General features: G+C 69.6%; 19 protein-coding genes. 12 read left to right on the top strand and 7 right to left on the bottom strand.

The annotated features are described in order from the left end of the window. The first annotated feature begins 871 nt into the window (after window positions 1-871). The 11 genes from rpmH (at window position 872) to EPAKOI_RS16610 (ending at window position 9,517) form a co-directional block, all read left to right on the top strand. Window positions 872-1,006, top strand: coding sequence for a 50S ribosomal protein L34 (gene rpmH, locus EPAKOI_RS16660; protein WP_008650850.1), 135 nt, complete (start codon window positions 872-874; stop codon window positions 1,004-1,006). Window positions 1,007-1,145: 139 nt separating this feature from the next. Beyond that, on the top strand, window positions 1,146-1,574 hold the full coding sequence (gene rnpA, locus EPAKOI_RS16655; protein ID WP_313837468.1) for a ribonuclease P protein component: 429 nt from the start codon (window positions 1,146-1,148) through the stop codon (window positions 1,572-1,574). 8 nt (window positions 1,575-1,582) lie between these two features. Continuing rightward, on the top strand, window positions 1,583-1,867 hold the full coding sequence (gene yidD / locus EPAKOI_RS16650; RefSeq protein WP_124682794.1) for a membrane protein insertion efficiency factor YidD: 285 nt from the start codon (window positions 1,583-1,585) through the stop codon (window positions 1,865-1,867). 21 nt (window positions 1,868-1,888) lie between these two features. After that, window positions 1,889-3,565, top strand: a complete 1,677-nt coding sequence (yidC, locus tag EPAKOI_RS16645; RefSeq protein WP_124682795.1) for a membrane protein insertase YidC — start codon at window positions 1,889-1,891, stop codon at window positions 3,563-3,565. 158 nt (window positions 3,566-3,723) lie between these two features. Then, entirely contained in the window at window positions 3,724-4,494 is a 771-nt protein-coding gene (tam, locus tag EPAKOI_RS16640) for a trans-aconitate 2-methyltransferase (protein WP_423192661.1), read from the top strand. Window positions 4,495-4,587: 93 nt separating this feature from the next. Further along, window positions 4,588-5,352, top strand: a complete 765-nt coding sequence (locus EPAKOI_RS16635; protein WP_423192660.1) for a CHAD domain-containing protein — start codon at window positions 4,588-4,590, stop codon at window positions 5,350-5,352. A 47-nt stretch (window positions 5,353-5,399) separates the two neighbouring features. After that, on the top strand, window positions 5,400-6,827 hold the full coding sequence (mnmE, locus tag EPAKOI_RS16630) for a tRNA uridine-5-carboxymethylaminomethyl(34) synthesis GTPase MnmE (RefSeq protein WP_124682798.1): 1,428 nt from the start codon (window positions 5,400-5,402) through the stop codon (window positions 6,825-6,827). Between the two features lie 41 nt (window positions 6,828-6,868). Beyond that, on the top strand, window positions 6,869-7,399 hold the full coding sequence (locus EPAKOI_RS16625) for a hypothetical protein (RefSeq protein ID WP_423192659.1): 531 nt from the start codon (window positions 6,869-6,871) through the stop codon (window positions 7,397-7,399). Window positions 7,400-7,501: 102 nt separating this feature from the next. Further along, on the top strand, window positions 7,502-8,089 hold the full coding sequence (locus EPAKOI_RS16620; protein WP_313837416.1) for a TetR/AcrR family transcriptional regulator: 588 nt from the start codon (window positions 7,502-7,504) through the stop codon (window positions 8,087-8,089). Between the two features lie 65 nt (window positions 8,090-8,154). Then, a complete protein-coding gene (locus EPAKOI_RS16615) occupies window positions 8,155-8,730 on the top strand; it encodes an OB-fold putative lipoprotein (protein WP_313837414.1) in 576 nt (191 codons plus the stop codon). A gap of 187 nt (window positions 8,731-8,917) precedes the next feature. Then, entirely contained in the window at window positions 8,918-9,517 is a 600-nt protein-coding gene (locus EPAKOI_RS16610; protein ID WP_423192658.1) for an Sbal_3080 family lipoprotein, read from the top strand. 57 nt (window positions 9,518-9,574) lie between these two features. Here EPAKOI_RS16610 and EPAKOI_RS16605 read toward each other — a convergent pair whose 3' ends face one another. From EPAKOI_RS16605 to EPAKOI_RS16590, 4 genes are all read right to left on the bottom strand, one after another. After that, a complete protein-coding gene (locus EPAKOI_RS16605) occupies window positions 9,575-11,587 on the bottom strand; it encodes a methyl-accepting chemotaxis protein (protein ID WP_423192657.1) in 2,013 nt (670 codons plus the stop codon). A 341-nt stretch (window positions 11,588-11,928) separates the two neighbouring features. Next, window positions 11,929-12,903, bottom strand: a complete 975-nt coding sequence (locus tag EPAKOI_RS16600) for a M14 family metallopeptidase (protein WP_423192656.1) — start codon at window positions 12,901-12,903, stop codon at window positions 11,929-11,931. A gap of 10 nt (window positions 12,904-12,913) precedes the next feature. Beyond that, on the bottom strand, window positions 12,914-13,894 hold the full coding sequence (locus EPAKOI_RS16595; RefSeq protein ID WP_423192655.1) for a Bug family tripartite tricarboxylate transporter substrate binding protein: 981 nt from the start codon (window positions 13,892-13,894) through the stop codon (window positions 12,914-12,916). 261 nt (window positions 13,895-14,155) lie between these two features. Beyond that, window positions 14,156-15,094 carry a LysR family transcriptional regulator gene (locus EPAKOI_RS16590; RefSeq protein WP_423192654.1) on the bottom strand — a complete coding sequence of 313 codons (939 nt, stop codon included), beginning with the start codon at window positions 15,092-15,094 and terminating at the stop codon, window positions 14,156-14,158. Between the two features lie 59 nt (window positions 15,095-15,153). On the opposite strand from EPAKOI_RS16590, the gene EPAKOI_RS16585 reads away from it, so the two are divergent. Continuing rightward, window positions 15,154-15,996, top strand: coding sequence for a MerR family transcriptional regulator (locus EPAKOI_RS16585; RefSeq protein ID WP_124682807.1), 843 nt, complete (start codon window positions 15,154-15,156; stop codon window positions 15,994-15,996). Between the two features lie 13 nt (window positions 15,997-16,009). On the opposite strand, the gene EPAKOI_RS16580 is transcribed toward EPAKOI_RS16585, so the two are convergent. From EPAKOI_RS16580 to EPAKOI_RS16570, 3 genes are read right to left on the bottom strand one after another with little or no spacing between them, the layout of a single operon-like run. Beyond that, complete coding sequence (locus EPAKOI_RS16580) at window positions 16,010-16,882, bottom strand: metal-dependent hydrolase (RefSeq protein WP_423192653.1); 873 nt, start codon at window positions 16,880-16,882, stop codon at window positions 16,010-16,012. Then, complete coding sequence (locus tag EPAKOI_RS16575; RefSeq protein WP_423192652.1) at window positions 16,879-17,877, bottom strand: alpha/beta fold hydrolase; 999 nt, start codon at window positions 17,875-17,877, stop codon at window positions 16,879-16,881. Before EPAKOI_RS16575 ends, EPAKOI_RS16580 begins: the two co-directional genes overlap by 4 nt. Next, a complete protein-coding gene (locus EPAKOI_RS16570) occupies window positions 17,874-18,767 on the bottom strand; it encodes an SDR family NAD(P)-dependent oxidoreductase (protein WP_124682810.1) in 894 nt (297 codons plus the stop codon). Before EPAKOI_RS16570 ends, EPAKOI_RS16575 begins: the two co-directional genes overlap by 4 nt. Window positions 18,768-18,770 lie beyond the last annotated feature (3 nt).

Below are 18,770 nucleotides of genomic sequence, written 5' to 3'. Positions count from 1 at the left end.
GTGTTCTTCTAAGTGACCGGACCATCGCTTCGATGGCCCGTCACGGGTGACGCAACGCGCGCGCCACGGGTCTGCTGCTGCCTCGCCATCCGCCCCAAGCGGAAGCAAAAGGCAAAACGCCGTCCCGAAGCCGGGCTACGAACGGCGGTCGATGCGAGTTCATCGCGGTATACATCTCGGTATACCAGGGCAGGCAGTCCCGGGTTGTGTGTGCGCCACGCGGCCCGTGTAGTGTTTGGACCGGGATTGTACCCCCCGCCCCAAGTTATCCACAAAGGATAACCCTGTGGACAAGTTGTGAAAAAACAGTGGATTTGTGTGCACAACCGGTGCGGGCCCCGGGCGGCGGGAGGGGCCTTTCCGACCGATAATCCATCGGAAACAAGCACTTGCCCTGCCCGGGTACCCTCTATAGGTGACCGGGAATACCCACAAAGTTACCCACCGCCCTTTGTGGACAATGGCGCACCAATGTTTACAGCGGCGCGCGGCGCACTTTGCAGCGCGACGCCGATATCGCCCGTCCGGCGCCTTGACAGCGGCGCGGAAAATCGGTTAAATGCCGGGTTCTGCGATGCGGCAGGGGATCACGTATGCGCATCGCCGGGTCTGGCCAGGACCGTATACGCACACAAGGCGTCTGCGGCATCGGGCAAGCGGCCTGATCCCCGCCAGTGCCTTCGTCCCCGACGGACAGGGCCAGCGGCGGCCGGCAGCAAGACAGAACCAGAATCGTCGGCATGGCCGCAGCAACCTCGCCTGAATACCAAGCGTCTGCATTGCGGCAGCCCCATGCGAACCATACGCGGCGGCCAAGGCACCCCGGCATCGGCCGGCGCCCGGAAAGCCCGGATCAACCAGAGAGTGCAACATGAAACGTACCTACCAACCTTCCGTTACCCGCCGCAAGCGTACCCATGGTTTCCGCGTGCGCATGAAGACCCGCGGCGGCCGTGCCGTGATCAACGCACGTCGCGCCAAGGGCCGCAAGCGCCTGGCGATCTGAGTGCCGGGCGGCCGGCCCGGATGGAGCGCAGCGTGACGGCCCGCCGTCTCGCCTGCCGCCGTCCGGCCCAGCGCCTCGCACCCAGGATGGCCAGCAGCGTTGCAGCCGAAGCCCGGCTTTCCCGCCAGCTTTGACCAGCGTGTCGGACCATGCCTTCCCCAAAGCCGCGAGGCTCACAAAGACGGATGAGTTTTCATCCGTTTTTGCTTTGCGGCCCCGCCGCCGCAGCACGCATTTCGTGCTGTACGTGCGGGCCAACGGCCAGCCGCAGGCCCGGCTGGGCATCGTGGTCGGCAAGAAGTTCGCACCGCGCGCCGCCGAGCGCAACCTCGTGAAGCGCATGGTGCGGGAACTGTTCCGGAGCCGGCAGGCCCAATTCGCGGGCCGGGACATCCTGCTGCGGCTGCAGGCGAAGTTTCCGCGTGCGGAATTCGCCAGCCGGGCGGCCATCCGGCGTGCCTGCCAGGCCGAACTCGTCGGCCTGCTCGACGTTGCCGCCAGGCCCCTGCCGCCCGCCCCGGCCGTGCCGCCCCCCGGCAGCCCGGCCGCGCCCGCCGCGCCAGCCTGACCATCACCATGAAGCGAATCCTGCTAGCCCTGCTGCGTATCTACAAGATCGCCCTGAGTCCCTACCTGGGCTCGCAGTGCCGCTTCCTGCCGACCTGTTCCGACTACGCCCGCGACGCCATCGTCAGTCATGGCCCGGCGCGCGGCACGTGGATGGCCGCGTGCAGACTCTGCCGTTGCCATCCTTTCGCAAAGGGCGGGTATGATCCCGTGCCCGAGCCCGCAGCAAGCGGAACGGCCGCCGCACCCGTGCCCGGCCGCCCGTCCGTCACGGTCCGGCTCCCCAGACCCTGATTCCCCAGACCATAGCGAGACATGGATATCAAACGCACCATCCTGTGGGTCATCTTCTCGATGTCCCTCGTGCTGCTCTACGACAACTGGCAGCGCGCCAACGGCCACGCGTCGATGTTCTTCCCGAGCGCCAACACGCAACAGCAGGCCGCTCCGGCCGGTGGTGCCAGCGGCGCGGCCGCCCAGGGTGACGTGCCCAAGGCCAGCGGGACGAGCGCCCCGGCGCCTGGCGCCGTGCCGGCGGCCCCGGCCACGGCGGCCCAGCCCGCGGGCGAGAAGGTCGTGGTCACCACTGACGAAGTGCGTGCCGAGATCGACACCGCCGGCGGCATCCTGTCGCGCCTGGAACTGCTCAACGAGCACGAGAAGGACGGCAAGCCCGTGGTGCTGTTCGAGCGCGATGCGCAGCGCACCTACCTGGCCCGCTCGGGCCTGATCGGCGGCGACCTGCCCAACCACACTACGGTCTTCACGGCTGCTCCGGGCCCGCGCGCGCTGGCCGCCGGCCAGGACAAGATCGACGTGGTGCTGACCGCCGAGAAGAACGGCGTGAAGCTGGTAAAGACCTACACGTTCCGCAAGGGCAGCTACGTGGTGGACGCCCGCTTCGACGTGACCAACGCGGGCACCGCTCCGGTCTCGCCCACGCTGTACCTGGAACTGGCGCGCGACGGCAGCAAGGTCGAGCAGTCGCAGTTCTACAGCACGTTCACGGGCCCGGCCATCTACACGAACGCCGACAAGTACCACAAGCTCAGCTTCGAGGACATCTCGAAGGGCAAGGCCACCGTGCCGGCCGCCACCGACAACGGCTGGGTGGCGATGGTGCAGCACTACTTCGCGTCGGCCTGGATTCCGCAGAACGGCAAGCAGCACAGCTTCTACGCCGAGCAGATCGACCCGAACCTGTACCGCGTGGGTGTCCAGCAGCCGCTGGGCCAGATCGCGCCGGGCGCCACGGTCAGCACCGACGCGCGCCTGTTTGCCGGCCCGCAGGAAGAGCACATGCTCGAACAGGTGACGCCGGGCCTGGAGCTGGTCAAGGACTATGGCTGGCTGACCATCCTGGCCAAGCCGCTGTTCTGGCTGCTGGAAAAGCTGCACGGCTTCCTGGGCAACTGGGGCTGGTCGATCATCGCCCTGACGGTGCTGATCAAGCTGGTGTTCTTCCCGCTGTCGGCCGCCAGCTACAAGTCGATGGGCAAGATGAAGGACCTGCAGCCGCGCATGACGGCCATCCGCGAGCGCTACAAGGGCGACCCGCAGAAGATGAACCAGGAGATGATGGCGCTGTACCGCACCGAGAAGGTCAACCCGCTCGGCGGCTGCCTGCCCATCGTGATCCAGATCCCGGTGTTCATCGCGCTGTACTGGGTGCTGCTGTCGTCGGTGGAAATGCGCGGCGCGCCGTGGCTGGGCTGGATCCATGACCTCTCGGTGCCGGACCCCTTCTACATCCTGCCGGTCGTGATGGCCGTGTCGATGTTCGTGCAGACCAAGCTGAACCCGACCCCGCCGGACCCCGTGCAGGCCAAGGTCATGATGATCATGCCGCTGGTGTTCTCGTTCATGTTCTTCTTCTTCCCGGCCGGCCTGGTGCTGTACTGGGTGGTGAACAACATCCTGTCTATCGCCCAGCAGTGGCAGATCAACCGCATGCTCAGCAAGGGCAAGGCGACCGCGGTGGCCAAGGGCTGACCGTCCCCCCGCCGCAGTACCGAGAAACCCGGCCCCGTGCCGGGTTTTTTGTTTCCGGCGTATGCTTCGAAGCCTGGGTCTTATATAAGACCTGCGCCGCACCGAAGCGCGCAAGATCGCACATTCGCCATATCGCCGGATCAAAGGGGAGACAGACCATGACGTGGTCGGCCAGCCAGTACGTGCAGTTCGAGGACGAACGCACCCGCCCCGTGCGGGACCTCGTCGCCGCCATTCCCACCGTCAGCGCCCGCCGCGTGGTGGACGTGGGCTGCGGCCCCGGCAATTCCACCGAGGTCCTGGCGGCGCGCTATGCGCAGGCGGAAGTCACCGGCCTGGACAGCGACGCCGACATGATCGCCGCCGCACGCAAGCGGCTGCCCGGCCTGCGCTTCGACATCGCCGAGGTTTCCCAGTGGACCGATGCCGGCCCCTGGGACGTCATCCTGGCCAACGCCGTCTTCCAGTGGGTGCCCGACCACGCGCGGCTGTTCCCGTCGCTGGTGGGCAAGCTGGCGCCCGGCGGCAGCCTGGCCGTGCAGATGCCCGACAACCTCAACGAACCGCCGCACCTGCTGATGCGCGAGACCGCGCTGCAGGGCCCGTGGGCGCCCAAGCTGGCGGCCGCGGCCGATGCCCGCACCGCGCTGGCGTCCGAGCGCTGGTACTACGAACTGCTGAAGCCGCACTGCGCGCGCGTGGATATCTGGCGCACGATCTACCAGCACCCGCTCAAGGGCGGCCCGGCAGCGGTGGTGGAATGGTTCAAGGGCAGCGGGCTGCGGCCGTTCCTGGCGCCGCTCGACGCCGCCGAGCAGGCCGACTACCTGGCACGCTACGAGGCGGCGCTGGCCAAGGTCTTCCCGCCGATGGCGGACGGCACCGTGCTGCTGCCGTTCCCGCGCGTGTTCATCGTCGCCACGCGATAGCCGGCCGACGCAGGGCGGCGGCAGCCTCGTGCGCCGTCGCCTACACTAGACGGACGCTGCGCAGTCACTCTCTTTGCCAACAGAGACACCGCCATGAGCCGTCCGCCCGAGCTGCACCGGAAGATGCGCCCCGCCGCCGCGTTCGTCGCGCTGGCCGATGCGGGCCTGCAGGCCGTGCACCATCACCTTGATGCCCTGCAACATCGCGACGAGGTCGAGGACGTGCACGACCTGCGCGTGGCCGTGCGCCACTTGCGGGCGGTGACATGGGCCTTTGGCCCGGTCCTGCCGGACAGCGTCAAGGCACGCTGGAAGCAGGCGCTGCACGACGTGGCCGACGCCGCCGGCGACGTACGCGACTGGGACGTCTTCATCGCCGAGACCCTGGCCCCGGCACTGGCGCAGCAGCCCGCCAACCCCGTGCTGGCGGCACTGATCGACACCGCGCAGGCCCGCCGAACCACCGCGCACGCGTCGATGATGACAAGATTGTCACGTTACCGGCAGGCGCCGCTGCCTACGCTGAAGCGTGACCTGGCGCATCTGGCGGCGCGCCCGTCGCGGGGCCGGATGCGGACGTTCGGCCCGCGCCGGATCCGCAAGGCACGCGCCGACGTGCGCGAGCGCTCCCGCATCGCGCGCGACGGCCGCACCGAACACGTCCATCAGCTGCGCATCGGCAACAAGCGGCTGCGCTACGCGATCGAGGCGCTGTCCGACGTGCTGCCGGGCCGCTACCGCAACAAGCTGCGCAAGAAACTGGTGGCGCGGCAGACCGAACTGGGCGCCGTGATCGACGGCGCCGTGGCGCGCCGGCTGATGTGCGAATGCCTGGGCGTCGACGACCCGCAAGCCTGAATGCCGCGGCCATCCCGGCCAAGGATCGATCTGCGACAATACCGCCCATGACTGCTACCCAGCTTCCCATTGCCGCCATCGCCACCGCACCGGGCCGCGGCGGCATCGGCGTCGTGCGTGTGTCGGGCCCCGACGTCGGCAGCGTCATGCGCGCCGTCTGCGGCCGCGCGCTGCAACCGCGCCACGCCACGTACCTGCCGTTCCTGGACGCGCACGGCAAGGTCATCGACCACGGCCTGGCGCTGTACTTCCCGGCGCCCAATTCCTACACCGGCGAGGAAGTGCTCGAACTCCAGGGCCATGGCGGCCCCGTGGTCATGCAGATGCTGCTGTCGCGCTGCCTGCAGGCCGGCCGCGACATCGGCCTGCGCGTGGCCGAGCCCGGCGAATTCACCCGGCGCGCGTTCCTGAACGACAAGCTGGACCTGGCCCAGGCCGAGGCCGTGGCGGACCTGATCGAAGCCAGCACCGAGGCCGCCGCCCGCTCCGCCGCGCGCTCGATGGAGGGCGAATTCTCGCGCGCCATCCACGCGCTGGTCGAAAAGGTCATCCACCTGCGCATGCTGGTGGAGGCGACGCTGGACTTTCCGGAGGAGGAGATCGACTTCCTGGAAGCCTCCGACGCGCGCGGCCAGCTTGCGCGCATCCGCACGGACCTGGCCGGCGTGCTGAAGCAGGCCCGGCAGGGATCGCTGCTGCGCGAGGGGCTGTCGGTGGTGCTGGCGGGCCAGCCGAACGTGGGCAAGTCGTCGCTGCTCAACGCGCTGGCCGGCGCCGAACTGGCCATCGTCACGCCCATCGCCGGCACCACGCGCGACCGCGTGCGCGAGACGATCCAGATCGACGGCATCCCCATCCACATCATCGACACGGCCGGCCTGCGCGACGACGCGGCCGACGAGGTGGAGCGCATCGGCATCGAACGCACCTGGGACGCCATCCGCCGCGCCGACATCGTGCTGCACCTGGTGGACGCGGCCGACTACCTGGAACACGGCATCTCCGAGGTCGACGACCATATCGACGACCGCCTCAGCGGCCAGCTCCCGCCCGGATCGCCCATCGTGCGCGTGGTCAACAAGATCGACCTGGCACCGGCGGCGGGCCAGATGGGCTTTGGCGGCAACCGCCCGCACGTGGTGGCCGCCAACGGCCCGAACCCGACCGAGATCTGGATCTCCGCGCGCACCGGCGCCGGCATCGACCTGATGCGCCGCGAACTGCTGCGCCTGATCGGCTGGCAATCGGGCAACGAAGGCACGTTCCTGGCCCGCGAACGCCACCTGACGGCGCTGCGCAGCGCCCAGTCCCACCTGGACTGCGCCGTCGAACGCGCCGAGCAGAACGCCCAGGCGCTGGACCTGTTCGCCGAGGAACTGCGCCTGGCGCAGGAGCACCTGAACAGCATCACCGGCGAGTTCACGAGCGACGACCTGCTCGGCACGATCTTCACGCGGTTTTGTATTGGGAAGTGAGGAACACTGTCCGGCGGGGTCTCTGCATTGACAGCCATATCGTGAGCCAGCCCCCCACCGCCCGCCTCCTCTCCCCCGGCGAACGCGCGCTCGCCCGGTCGATCTTTGCCGATACCATCGATTACACGCGCGTGCGTGTGCACCATCGCAACTACGTGTTCTGGCAGGGCGGGCACTACATCATCACGCCGAATGGCCAGATCTACCTTGGCCGCCGGCTGCGGGGGCTGACCGACTTCAGTGTGGCCAGCCTGGCGCTGCAGGGGCTGTTCATCCACGAGATGGCCCATGTCTGGCAGTACCAGCATGGGGTCAACGTGCTGCTGCGCGGGGCGGTCGAGCAGGTCAAGCACTTCCTGGGGTTCGACCAGTACCGCTACCGGCTCGACGCTGGCAAGCCGCTGGGCGCCTACAAGCTGGAGCAGCAGGGCGATATCCTGCGCGACTACTTTCTGGCGCGGCAGGGCCAGCGGGCGCCGTACGGGGCGGACGAGTACCTGGCCGCGCTCGGCGGGCCGGGCGCACACGACGGGCCGGGCGGGCACGACGGGCCGGGCGGCACGCTCGTGTGATGCGCGCATGGCGCGCGCCGGCGAGGGTTTCCTCCAAGGTGCCGCGTTGACTTGCGGGGCGATGTGGCGGACCATCGGCCACAACGCAAACCGGAGTTCAACATGCCCCGCGTATCGAAAGCGGAAGCGGAAAAGAACCGCGCCATCATCGAACAGGTGTCGTCACGGCTGTTCCGCGAGCAGGGCTTTCATGGCATCAGCGTGGCCGATCTGATGGGCGCCGCCGGGCTCACGCACGGCGGGTTCTATGGCCACTTCGAATCGAAGGACGCGCTCGCAGCCATCGCCTGCGCGCGGGCGTTCGAGGAGTCCGAAGCCCGCTGGCGCAAGCGCGTGGGCGAGGCGCCGGACCGGGCCGCCGCGCGGTCGGCACTGGTCGATGGCTACCTGTCCGCACGCAATCGCAACAATGCCGGCGCCGGGTGCCCGGTGGCCGCGCTGGCCAACGACGTGGCGCGCGAGTCCGACGACAAGCCCGTGCGCGGCGCCTTCCACGCGGGCGTGGAGCAGTTGCTGGACATCCTCGCCAGCGTCCAGCCCGGCGACGACGCCGCCGCGAACCGGCAGGCCGCGCTGGCGCAGATGGCGATGCTGGCCGGCGCGCTGACGCTGTCGCGCGCCACGCAGGGCACGCCGCTGTCGAACGAAATCCTGGCCGCCGCGCGCGCGGCGCTGCTGCCGGAAGGCTGAAAACCTGACGCCCGCGCCGGGCGCGCTACACTTGCGGACTTCGTCGTCCTGTCCGCCCGCCCCCGATGTTGAGCCGTACCAGACAAACCCTCGTCGCCGTCGTCGCCGTCTTCATCCTCTGCCTGCTCTGGTTCGTCGGCAACGAGAAGAACGATCCGGTGCCCGCCGACCCCGCGGCCGATACCGTGGCCGCCGCCTCCGACGCGCCCGCCAGCGTGCCGCGCGGCATCCCGCGCAACGGCACGCTCGACCCCATCAGCATCGACCCGAACCGCCCGGCCAACCTGCTGCCGCAGTATCCGGCCGACGCGCTGGCCGCCGACTACCGCAACGACGCCACCGCCGCGGACGAGCGCTATCGCGGCCAGTACTTCATCGTCGAAGGCGTGGCCAGCGGCATCCGGCGCGAGCAGGACAACGTCTTCCTGGAAATCCGCACCGACAACGCCAGCCAGGTCGTGCGCGCCGCGCTGCTGCGCCAGCAGATCTGCGGCCCGGCCGGGCGCACCTGCGAGGTGGAAGCGCGCGCCACGATGGTCCGGCGCGGCCAAAAGGTGGCCGTGGAATGTACCGGCGCGGGGCAGGGCGACGGCAACACGCCGCTGCTGGCCGACTGCCTGCTGCGGGGCGGCGCGAACTAGCCCGCACCAAGCGACGCGCGAATCACTTCGACGATTTGCGGCCCGGCTCCCCCGCTGTTCTTCGCTTTGACGCGCCGCCGGCACGCCTACATTACGCAGGCATGCTGCCGGCAATGCGTCCCTGAACCGCCCTTCGCGCGGCATCCGGGCGGCCGGCTTCCTAGCCGACGCGCTATCAGGATCCGAAATGAAGAGAGCAACGATTGCGGCCGCGCTGGCCTTGCTGGCCACGGGCTGTTCCACTTACCAGAGCGTGACGCCGGTCGACCGCACCGAGATCATCGACCCGATCGCCGGGTTCCAGAATGGCGCCTTCGGCGGCCCGGCCCAGTTCCGCGTCGACGGCAACCGCATGGTCGGCGCCGATGGCGCGCTGTTCTGCGTCATCACCAACCAGGTCAACGGCAACGCCTACGTCGACAGCTTCGCCAGTGCGCTGCGCGCGCGCAACTTCGAGGTCAAGATGCTGCCGCCGTATTCGTCGGTGGCGTCCTGCCCGATGACGGCCATGTACGTGGCCCAGCGGCAGACCTACCTCACGCCGTTCCTGGTGTCGGCCGACATCACGGTCTTCCGCAACGGCGAGCGCGTGGGCAAGGCCGTGTTCAACGCCAACCGCAGCGCGGGCGGCATCAACCTGAGCCATCTGATCCAGCCCGACACCAAGATCGAGGAACTGGTCGACCGGCTGTTCCCGGGCCTGAAACCGCAGCCCGTGCCGGCCCAGGCCGCGCCGGCCCCGGCTCCGGCACCCGAGCAGGCGCCGGCCGCCGTCCCGGCCGCCTGACAGTCACGCCGCCGCGCCCGATCCGGCCGGACCGGGCGGGGCAGGGTCGTCAGGCCATCAGGCCAGGCGGAACACTTCCACCGCCTGACGCAGTTCCTGCGCCTGGTGGTGCAGGCTTTCGGCGGCCGCGGCGGCCTCCTCGACCAGCGCCGCGTTCTGCTGCGTGACGCTGTCCATCTCGGCCACGGCACCGCTGACCTGCGCCAGCCCCTGCGACTGCTCGCGCGACGCCACGCTGATGTCGCCCATCAGCGCCGCAATGGCTTCCACGCGCCGCACCATGTCGTCGATGGCCGTTCCGGCCTGCTGCACGGCCTCGTTGCCGCTCTTGAGGTCCGTCACGGTCCGTTCGATCAACTGCTTGATCTCGCCGGCCGCGTTGGCGCTGCGCTGCGCCAGGCTGCGCACCTCGCCTGCCACCACGGCAAACCCGCGCCCGTGCTCGCCCGCGCGCGCCGCTTCCACGGCGGCGTTCAGCGCCAGGATGTTGGTCTGGAACGCGATGCCGTCGATCATGCCGATGATGTCCACCACCTGCTGCGCGTTGCGATGGATATCGGCCATCGTGTCGACCACGCGGCCCACCGTCGTGCCGCCCGCGCGGGCGGCCTCGGCGGCGCTGGCCACGGCCTGGTTGGCGTCGTGCGCGTTGTCGGCGTTCTGCTTCACCGTCGCGGACAGTTCCTCGATGCTGGCCACCGTGCGCTCCAGGCTGCCGGCCTGCGCGGCCGTGCGCGACGACAGGTCGGCATTGCCGCTGGCGATCTGGCTCGTGCTGCCCGCGATGGCGCCCACGCTGCCGCGCACCTTGTCGACGATGCCGGACAGGCCCTGGCCCACGCCGTCGATGGCGCGCATCAACTGGCCGATCTCGTCGTTGCGCGGCGTGTCCAGCCGTGCGGTCAGGTCGCCCGACGCCAGGCGCGCCGCGGCATCGGCGGCGGCGGCCAGCGGCTGGCTGACCATCCGGCGCAGCAGCCACCAGAACGCGGCCGACACCGCCAGCGCCGCCAGCAGGCCCCCGGCCAGGAAGCGGTTGCGGCTGGCTTCCAGTTCATCGCGCAGCGACGCCGTCGGCACGGAGCCGGCAATCGTCCACTGCCATTCCGGGTAGGTCACGAACGCGGTCAGCCGCTCGCGCGCCGCGTCGTTGCCGATGGCCACGGTGTTGGTCACGGCGCCCTCCCTGGCCGCGATCATGTCGCGGATCCACGGCTTGCCGGCGGCGTCCCTGGCGTCGATCTGCACCGTGCCCTCGGAGCCCGAGCGGTCGACGATGATCTTGCCCTGGTCGGCCCCGCCCTTGGCGTCGATGACGATGAACTGGCCGTCGTCGCCAATCTTCTTGCGTCGGATGCGGTTCTTCAGCGCCGCCAGCTCGGCCTCGACGTTCACGCCCACGTACAGCGCGCCGACGATCTTGCCGCCGGCGTCGCGCACGGGCTCGTACTTGCTCATGTAGGGCTTGCCGAACAGCCACGCCAGCGAGCGGTACGACTTGCCCGACGACACGGCCGCGTAGGCCGGGCTGGCGCGGTCCAGCAGCGTGCCGATGGCGCGCTGGCCGTCCTGCTTCTTGAGCGACGTGGTCACGCGGATGTAGTCGTCGCCGGTGCGGGCGAACACCGTGGCCACCACGCCGCCGGTGTTGGCAAAGAACTTGTCCGGCACCTCGAAGCTGTTGTTCAGCACCAGATCGCCGCTGCGGAAGGTCGGCGTGGCCTTGCCGGCCACCTCGACGGTCTGCGAGGGGTCCACCGTGTACGGGCCGGGCAGCACGGCGGCAAAGCTCAGCAGGAAGCGGTCGGCCTCCTGCAGCATGGTGTCGTCAAGCTGGGCCACCAGCTCGCGCAGCGTCTGGCTCTCGGCACTGATGGCGTCGCGGGCCTGCGCTTCGAGCTGGGTCATGCTGCTATGGGACAGGGCCAGCGAGAAGGCACCGAACGCAACAAGCTGGACGGCCAGCACGACCAGCGCAATGCGCGTGCCGATGCTCCAGCTGCCGGCAGCCGCGCGCACGCGGCCCGCCGCCGCCTGCTGCGGCAGGGTAAGGGAATAGGTAGAAGACAAGGGGCGCTCCGTGTAGATCGCCGTGCGCCGTCATGACGCACGGGCGACGTCCGCTCTGACGGCGGATCGTCACAACGGAGTTATCGGATGTGCAGACAATGCTCTTGAATTCAGGGAATGCTTAATCTAACCGTGGGGTGGATGTGTCACGGTGTGATGGGATGAAACCCGTTGCATACGCGGGGTGGACTCCCCTCTCCCGCGCGCGGGAGAGGGGTCGGGGAGAGGGCCAGCCGCGCTATTTGCGAGACGGTTGGCAAGCAGATCCTCGACGCCCTCTCCCCCAGCCCCTCTCCCGCAGGCGGGAGAGGGGAGCGCGGCCGAAGGCATCGCCAACGTCCTCAAACCTCCAGCCGCCCCAGCCTGACCACCGTCACCCCCGGCCGCAGTTGCCGCAGCGACGGCATCACGAGCACGCAGTTCGGGTACGGGGTGACCACCGGCTCGCCGTCGCGCCAGCCGATCACGGTGCCGGCGTCGTCGAACGTTTCCAGGCCGGTGTAGGGGCCCGCGAACCGGAAGTCCATGCTGCTGGCCACCACGGGCTCGGTCACGCGGACCACGCGCTGCGTGGCGGGCCGCGGTTGCAGCCAGCCGGCCGGCAGGTCGGCCTCGTCGACCACGCCCGCGTGGAGCAGGAAGCGGGCAGTGCTGTCGCGCGCCACGTCGACGGCCGAGGTTTCCCAGTGCTGGCCGCATTCGATCAGCAGCGCGTTGCGCGGGCTGGCCGGATCGCCAAACCCGGCGTAGTCGCGCATACGGCGGCCTTCGGGGTGGCCTTCGTCGACGATGATGTCGGCCGGCGCGCCCACGGCGCGCGACAGCGCGATGCCCTTGTCGAGCGGCCCGGAGACAATCAGCGGCCGGCTTTTCTCGTGCATCGAGTGCAGGTCCAGCAGCAGGTCGACCGTGTCGATCACCGGACGCATGGCGCGCGCGCGGCGCAGTTCGGACGAATCGCGCGACAGGTCGTCCAGCACCGCCGCGGTCCACACGCGGTTGAAATCCTGGTCGACGAAGCGCGAGGCATCGGGCCGGGCCGCGTCGAACGTGGCGTAGGCATCCACGTTGGCAAACGCCAGCGTCAGCCGGCCCCGGCGCGGCCGCAGGCCGTGGTCCAGCAGGCCGGCCACCGTGATCGCGCCGCAGACCTCGTTGCCGTGCGTCAGTGCGTTGATCATCACATGCGGGCCTGGCGCGCCACTGTCGAACGTGTGGACGTAGGCGATGCCCGTGTTGCCGTCGGCATAGGGGCGGATGTCCGGGAAGGCGACCTCGACCGGATAAGCGTCGAGCGGGGGCGTGGTTGGCGTCATCGGGCGGTCCTTACTGGCGGATGTCGGCGGTCTGGACGATCGTGCGGTACTTGGCCGTCTCGCGCTTCACGAACGCGGCGAACTGGGCGGGATTGGCCGGTGCCACCTCCACGCCGGCTTCGGCCAGCTTCTTGCGGACGTCCGGCATCGCCAGCACGGCCTGCATCTCGGTATTCAGCCTATCGATAATGGTGCGCGGCGTAGCACTAGGCGCCATCAATCCAAACCATACTCCCATGTCGACTCCCTTGAGCGCCGGGGTCTCGGCCAGTGCGGGCACGTTCGGCGCCACGCTGGCGCGCTTGTTCTCGGTCACGCCGTAGGCACGCACGCGGCCGGCCTGGATATGCGGCAGCGCCGACGACAGCACCATCACCGCCAGGTCGATCTGGCCGCCGAGCAGATCGGTCGCCATCGCCGACGCGCCCTTGTACGGCACGTGCGTGATGTTGACCTTGCCCTGCTGCTTGATCAGCTCGCCGGCCAGATTCAGCGGCGTGCCCACGCCCGACGACGCATACGACAGCGCGCCCGGCTTGGCCGCGGCCAGCGCGATCAGCTCGCCGGCATCCTTGGCGGGCAACTGAAGCTTGCCCACCAGCACCATCGGCTGCGTGCCGACGAAGGTAATCGGCGCCAGGTCCTTCTCGCCGTCGTAGCGCACCGCCGGATTGGTCAGCCGCGCGATCGACACCTCGCTGCCCGAACCCATCAGCAGCGTGTAGCCATCGGCCTCCGCCTTGACCACCTTCTGTGCGCCAATGGTGCCGCCCGCGCCGCCCAGGTTCTCGATCACCACGCTCTGGCCCAGCCGCTTGCCCAGCTCGGGCGCCACGGTGCGCGCCACCAGATCGACGCTGCCGCCGGCGGTGTAGCCCACCACCAGCGTGATCGGCTTGGTCGGATAGCCACCGGCCGCAGAGGCGCTGGCGGTGGCAAATGCACAACTGGCAACGGAAGCGGCGGCAAGCACGCGCAGCAGGGTCTTCATGATTTCTCCGGCAGGTCTGTAGATGTTGTCCGGCGATGGTAGAGAGCGCGCAACGGCGCAGGATGCGGCTTTGGCAACGGGGGTTGCCGTTTCGGCAATGGGCGGAAATGGTGCAGGACGGTGTTCCTGCTCACCCGCCTGCGGGAGGGCGTTGAGCATCTGCTTGCCGACTGGTCGCAATTTGCACTGGCCCTCTCCCCGGCTTCGCTCCCTCAACGCGGGAGAGGGGAGCAAACCAGGGGCTGCAAACAGACTAGCCCATCACCCCGCCGTGGCCGCCATCCAGAACGCTTCCGCCAGCGGGCGCATCGCCGAGCGGGGCCGGTACAGGCGGATGTCGAGCGCCAGGTCGGCCGTGTCGCCGCCGGGCAGGTCGGCGCGGACCAGACGGCCGGTGCGCAGGTCGTCGGCGATCAGGCGGGCGGGTAGCCAGGCCAGGCCCATTTTCTGGCGCACCATTTCGTGGACCGATTCCGCGAAGTCGCTGACGGCGATGACGTCGAGCCAGCTTGCGAGCTTGCGGCGGGCGATCTCCTGGTTGACCATGCGGCCCATCGTCAGCGTCTCGGCGTAGGCGATCATCGGCACGGGCGCGGGCCGGGCGCCTGCCTTGGGCGTCTGCAGCCGGAACTCGGGCCCGCCGCGCGCGTTGGCGGCCGACACGCAGACCAGCCGCTCCACGCCCACGGCGTGGAACTGGTAGCGCGCGTCGTCGAGCATCACGGGCAGGTCGTGCGGGCTGTAGCAGAGCAGGAAATCGGCGTCGCCCTCGGTAAAGCGTTCGAGCGCGTCGTGCGTGGAATGGGTGGACAGCCGCGTGCGAAAGCCGGCGCCGGCCGGGTCGTCGCGCATGGCATGGCGCAGGCCGGCCAGCCACGCGGGCACCATCGATCGGGCCAGCGTCTTGCCGGTGGCGATGGTGAGCGTGCGGGCATCGGCGCGATGGGCGGCGCGCAGCGCCATGCGGGTTTCGTCCAGCGTGCGCAGCGCGGTCTGCGCGGCTTCCAGGAACTGGCGGCCTTCGCGGGTCAGCCGCACCGGGTACGCGCTGCGGTCGATCAGCGGCGCCCCGGCCCAGACTTCCAGCGCCTGCATGCGGCGCCCGAACGCCGGCGGCGTGACGTTGCGCAGCTCGGCGGCACGCGCGAGGCTGCCGGCCTGCGCCAGGCACACGAAGTCTTCGAGCCAACGGATATGCATGGGGACGCCAGGAAGAGTTGGCGCATTGTAACGTCGCCGGCTCGGTTAGAATTTTCGCCATGCCCTCCCAACCGCGCGGCGCCCGGCCGTCCGCATCCGCCCCCGCCTTGCCCGATGCCAGCGCACCGGCGCGCACCCCATCCCCGGAATACACGATCGACGAACTCGCGCGTGCCGCCGGCACCACGGTGCGCAATATCCGCTCGTACCAGGACCGCGGCCTGATCGACCCGCCCGAGCGGCGCGGCCGCGTGGGCATCTACACGCAGACCCATCTGGGCCGGCTGCGGCTGATCCACCATCTGCTGGCGCGCGGCTACACGCTGGCCAACATCATGGAGCTGCTCAAGGCCATCGTGGAAGGGCACGACCTGCGTTCGATCCTGGGCCTGGAGACGGCCATCAGCAGCCCCTGGAACAGCGAGGCCCCGCGCCACTATTCGTACCTGGCGCTGGCGCGGCTGTTCGGGCGGGCGATCTCTCGCCCGGCGCTGGCCCGCGCGATCTCGCTGGGGCTGCTGGAGCCGGACGGCCTGGGCTACCTGGCGCGCAGTCCGCGCGCGCTGGCCGCCGGTGCCGAAATGGCGCGCGCCGGCTTTGCGCTGGAAGACGTGCTGGACATCATCGGCCATGCGCGCGAGCACTTCCAGGCCGTCTCGGACCGCATCGTCGCGATGGTGGTGCGGGAACTGGACAAGTTCGGCGAAGGCCAGCTCCCGCCGCCGGCAGAGGTGCCGCGCATTGTCGACGTGCTGTGGCGCATCCGCCCGCTCGCGCTGGTGGCGCTGGAGACCGAGATGATGCGGGCGCTGGAGCTGTCGGCCAACAAGTACCTGGGCGACCGCGTGGCCGCCATCCTTGAACATCTGCACGACGCGCCGGGGACGCCGCCCAGGGGCTGACCCAGCGCCCCGGCTACGCCGCGCCGCGGATCGGTGGCGCCTTGGTGCTGGCGCCGGCCCGCAGCGCCGTATCCTCGATCTCGGCGATCAGCGGCTGGATGCGATGCAGCGCCGCGCGGTTGTCGGCGTCCCACGGATGGAAGCCGGGCCGGAAGTAGTCGAACCATTCCGGAATCATCTTGCGCAGCACGCCGGGGGACCCCCACAGAAAGTTCACCACGCTGCCAAAGCCGGTGAGCTTGTTGCGGCAGGTGCGGTCCGCCATCACCAGCCGCACGTGGAACACGAACACCAGCGCCCAGAACGTCACCGTCGTGGTCAGCATCGTGAACGCCCGCAGCAGGTAGCGGTACGGGCCCGGCTTCATCACCAGGTTCCAGACGTCGTAGGCCACCGCCTTGTGCTCGGTTTCTTCCAGCGCGTGCCACGTCCACACCTGCCGGTAGCCGGGCTCGGAATTACCCATGTGGCGCGGATCAGCCAGCATCCCGCCGGCCAGCATCGCCGTGTAGTGTTCCAGCGCGATGGTGTGCGCCAGTTGCCACGACTTCGGCAGCACCTTGCGCAGCAGGTTCAGCAGCTTTGCCACGGCGTTGTCGAGCTTTGACGCGGGCAGGCCGGCATCGTCGAGCAGCCGGTTGTAGAGGATGTGCTCGCGCGTGTGCATGGCCTCCTGGCCGATGAAGCCGGCCACGGCCTGCTTGAGCTCGGGGTCGCTCACGCGGTCGCGGTAGTTGCGCACGCTGTCCATGAAAAAGCGCTCGCCGGCCGGAAAGAAGATCGACAGCGCGTTGATGAAATGGGTCACGTGCGGCCCGCGCTCGTGCCAGTCGCAGATGCGCGCCGGCGGAAGGTGGGGATGCACGTCACGGCGGACTGGCATCATGATGTGGACTCCTGTGCAAGGGCTGGCGCCGCGGGGGCGCGGTTCAGGAAACGCAGCAGGTCGGCCGCCACGCGCTGCGGGTCTTCCTCCATCGGCACGTGCCCCAGCCCCGCGTAGCGGCGCAGCGTCACGTCGGGCAGGCGGGCCGCGAAGGCGTCGGCATGCGCGGGCGGAATCCAGCGGTCGCGGTCGCCCCAGAGCACCAGCGTGGGCTGGCGCACGCCGCGCAGGCGTTCGGTGTCGATCTGGTCGAAATCGAGCTTCGGCACCATGCGGCCCACGGCCTCGCGGCTGCCGGCCGCGTAGAAGAAGTCGACGTAGCGGCGGAACGTGGCCTCCGGCACGCGCGTGGCGTCGCCGTAGACGTCGCGCGTGGCTGCGCGGATGATCCATTCGGGCAGCAGCCACGGCGCCGACCAGCGCACCGCGGCATGGCGGAACAGGTCGATATAGATCGGCAGCTTCATCGGAAAGCCGGCCGCGTCGATCAGCACCAGCCGGTTCACCATCGACGGCCGCCGCGCCGCCAGGTCCCACGCCACCAGCCCGCCCAGGGAATTGCCGACGAACGTGGCGCGCTGCAGCCCGATGGCGGCCAGGAAGGCGTCGATGAATGCGCGGTAGGCGTCGATATCCATCGTCACGATGCGTCCGCGTGCATCGCGCAGCGGGCCGGTCAGCCCGAACGGCGCCAGGTCCAGCCGGATCACGCGATGGTGCTGGCGCAGCGCCGGCAGCACGCCTTCCCAGGTATGGAGCGACGCGCCAAAGCCGTGGATCAGCACCAGCGGCTCGCCCTCGGGCGCGCCTTCGTCGGTGTAGTGGACCAGCGCGCCCATCACCTGCACCCAGCGCGACGCCGGCAGCGCGTAGCGGCGCGCCAGCGTATCGCGCGACAGGCTGCAGAGGCCCACGCGCCCCTGGCCGAACCAGCGCGTGAAGGTGCCCGGCGGCGATTGCAGCACCGCTTCACGTGGCAGCGCGGCGCGCGTCATGCGGCGTCTCCGGTGCGGGCCGGCGCGGCGGCGGCATCTGGCACGAGCTGCTTGCGCTTGCGGCGCGCCTCGCGCACCACCAGCGACTGGTAGGCGGCCGGCAGCAGCCGCGCCATGGCGTCGGCCGCGTAGGCATCGGGCCCGATCAGCACGCGGCGCTTGTTGGCCCGCACGCCGGCCAGGATCACGCGCGCGGCCTTGTCTGCCGACGTGATGAAGAATTTCTCGAACTCCTCGCGGCCCTGCTGGGCGTCGCGCACCAGCAGGCCGTTGACGCTGGGCGACACCCGGCTCGACCGCGCGATGTTGGTCTTGATGCCGCCCGGGTGCACGGTCGTGGCCGACACGCCGCACTGCATCAGGTCCAGCTCCTGGCGCAGCGATTCGGTAAAGCCACGCACCGCGTACTTGCTGGCGTTGTAGGCGCCCATGCCCGGCTGCGCGAACAGGCCGAAGACGCTGGACGTGTTGACCACGTGGCCTTCGCCGCTGGCCTTCAGGTACGGCAGGAACGCCTTGGTGCCGTGCACCACGCCCCAGAAGTTGATGCCGAGGATCCATTCCAGGTCGTCGTAGCCCATGCCCTCGACCGTGCTCGACAGCGCCACGCCAGCGTTGTTGAAGATCAGGTTCACGCGGCCGTGGTCGCGGGCCACCGCGTCGGCCCAGGCGTGCACGGCGGCGCGGTCGGCCACGTCCACGCAGGCGATGGTGGCGCGCACGTCGGGCGCCACGCGCCGCACGTCGGCCAGCGTCTGCGCCAGCCCGGCTTCGTCGCGGTCGCACATCGCCACGTGGCAGCCGGCCTGGGCCAATTGCACGGCCAGCGCGCGGCCCATGCCCGAGCCGGCGCCCGTGATGGCGGCTACCCGGTTGCGGAAATCCTTCATGCG

The sequence above is a fragment of the Cupriavidus sp. H18C2 genome (assembly GCF_049393795.1).
Classification (GTDB): Bacteria; Pseudomonadota; Gammaproteobacteria; order Burkholderiales; family Burkholderiaceae; genus Cupriavidus; species Cupriavidus pauculus_C.
The sequence above is the reverse complement of the archived record's forward strand: the minus strand, read 5'-3'. Positions and strand labels throughout refer to the sequence as shown.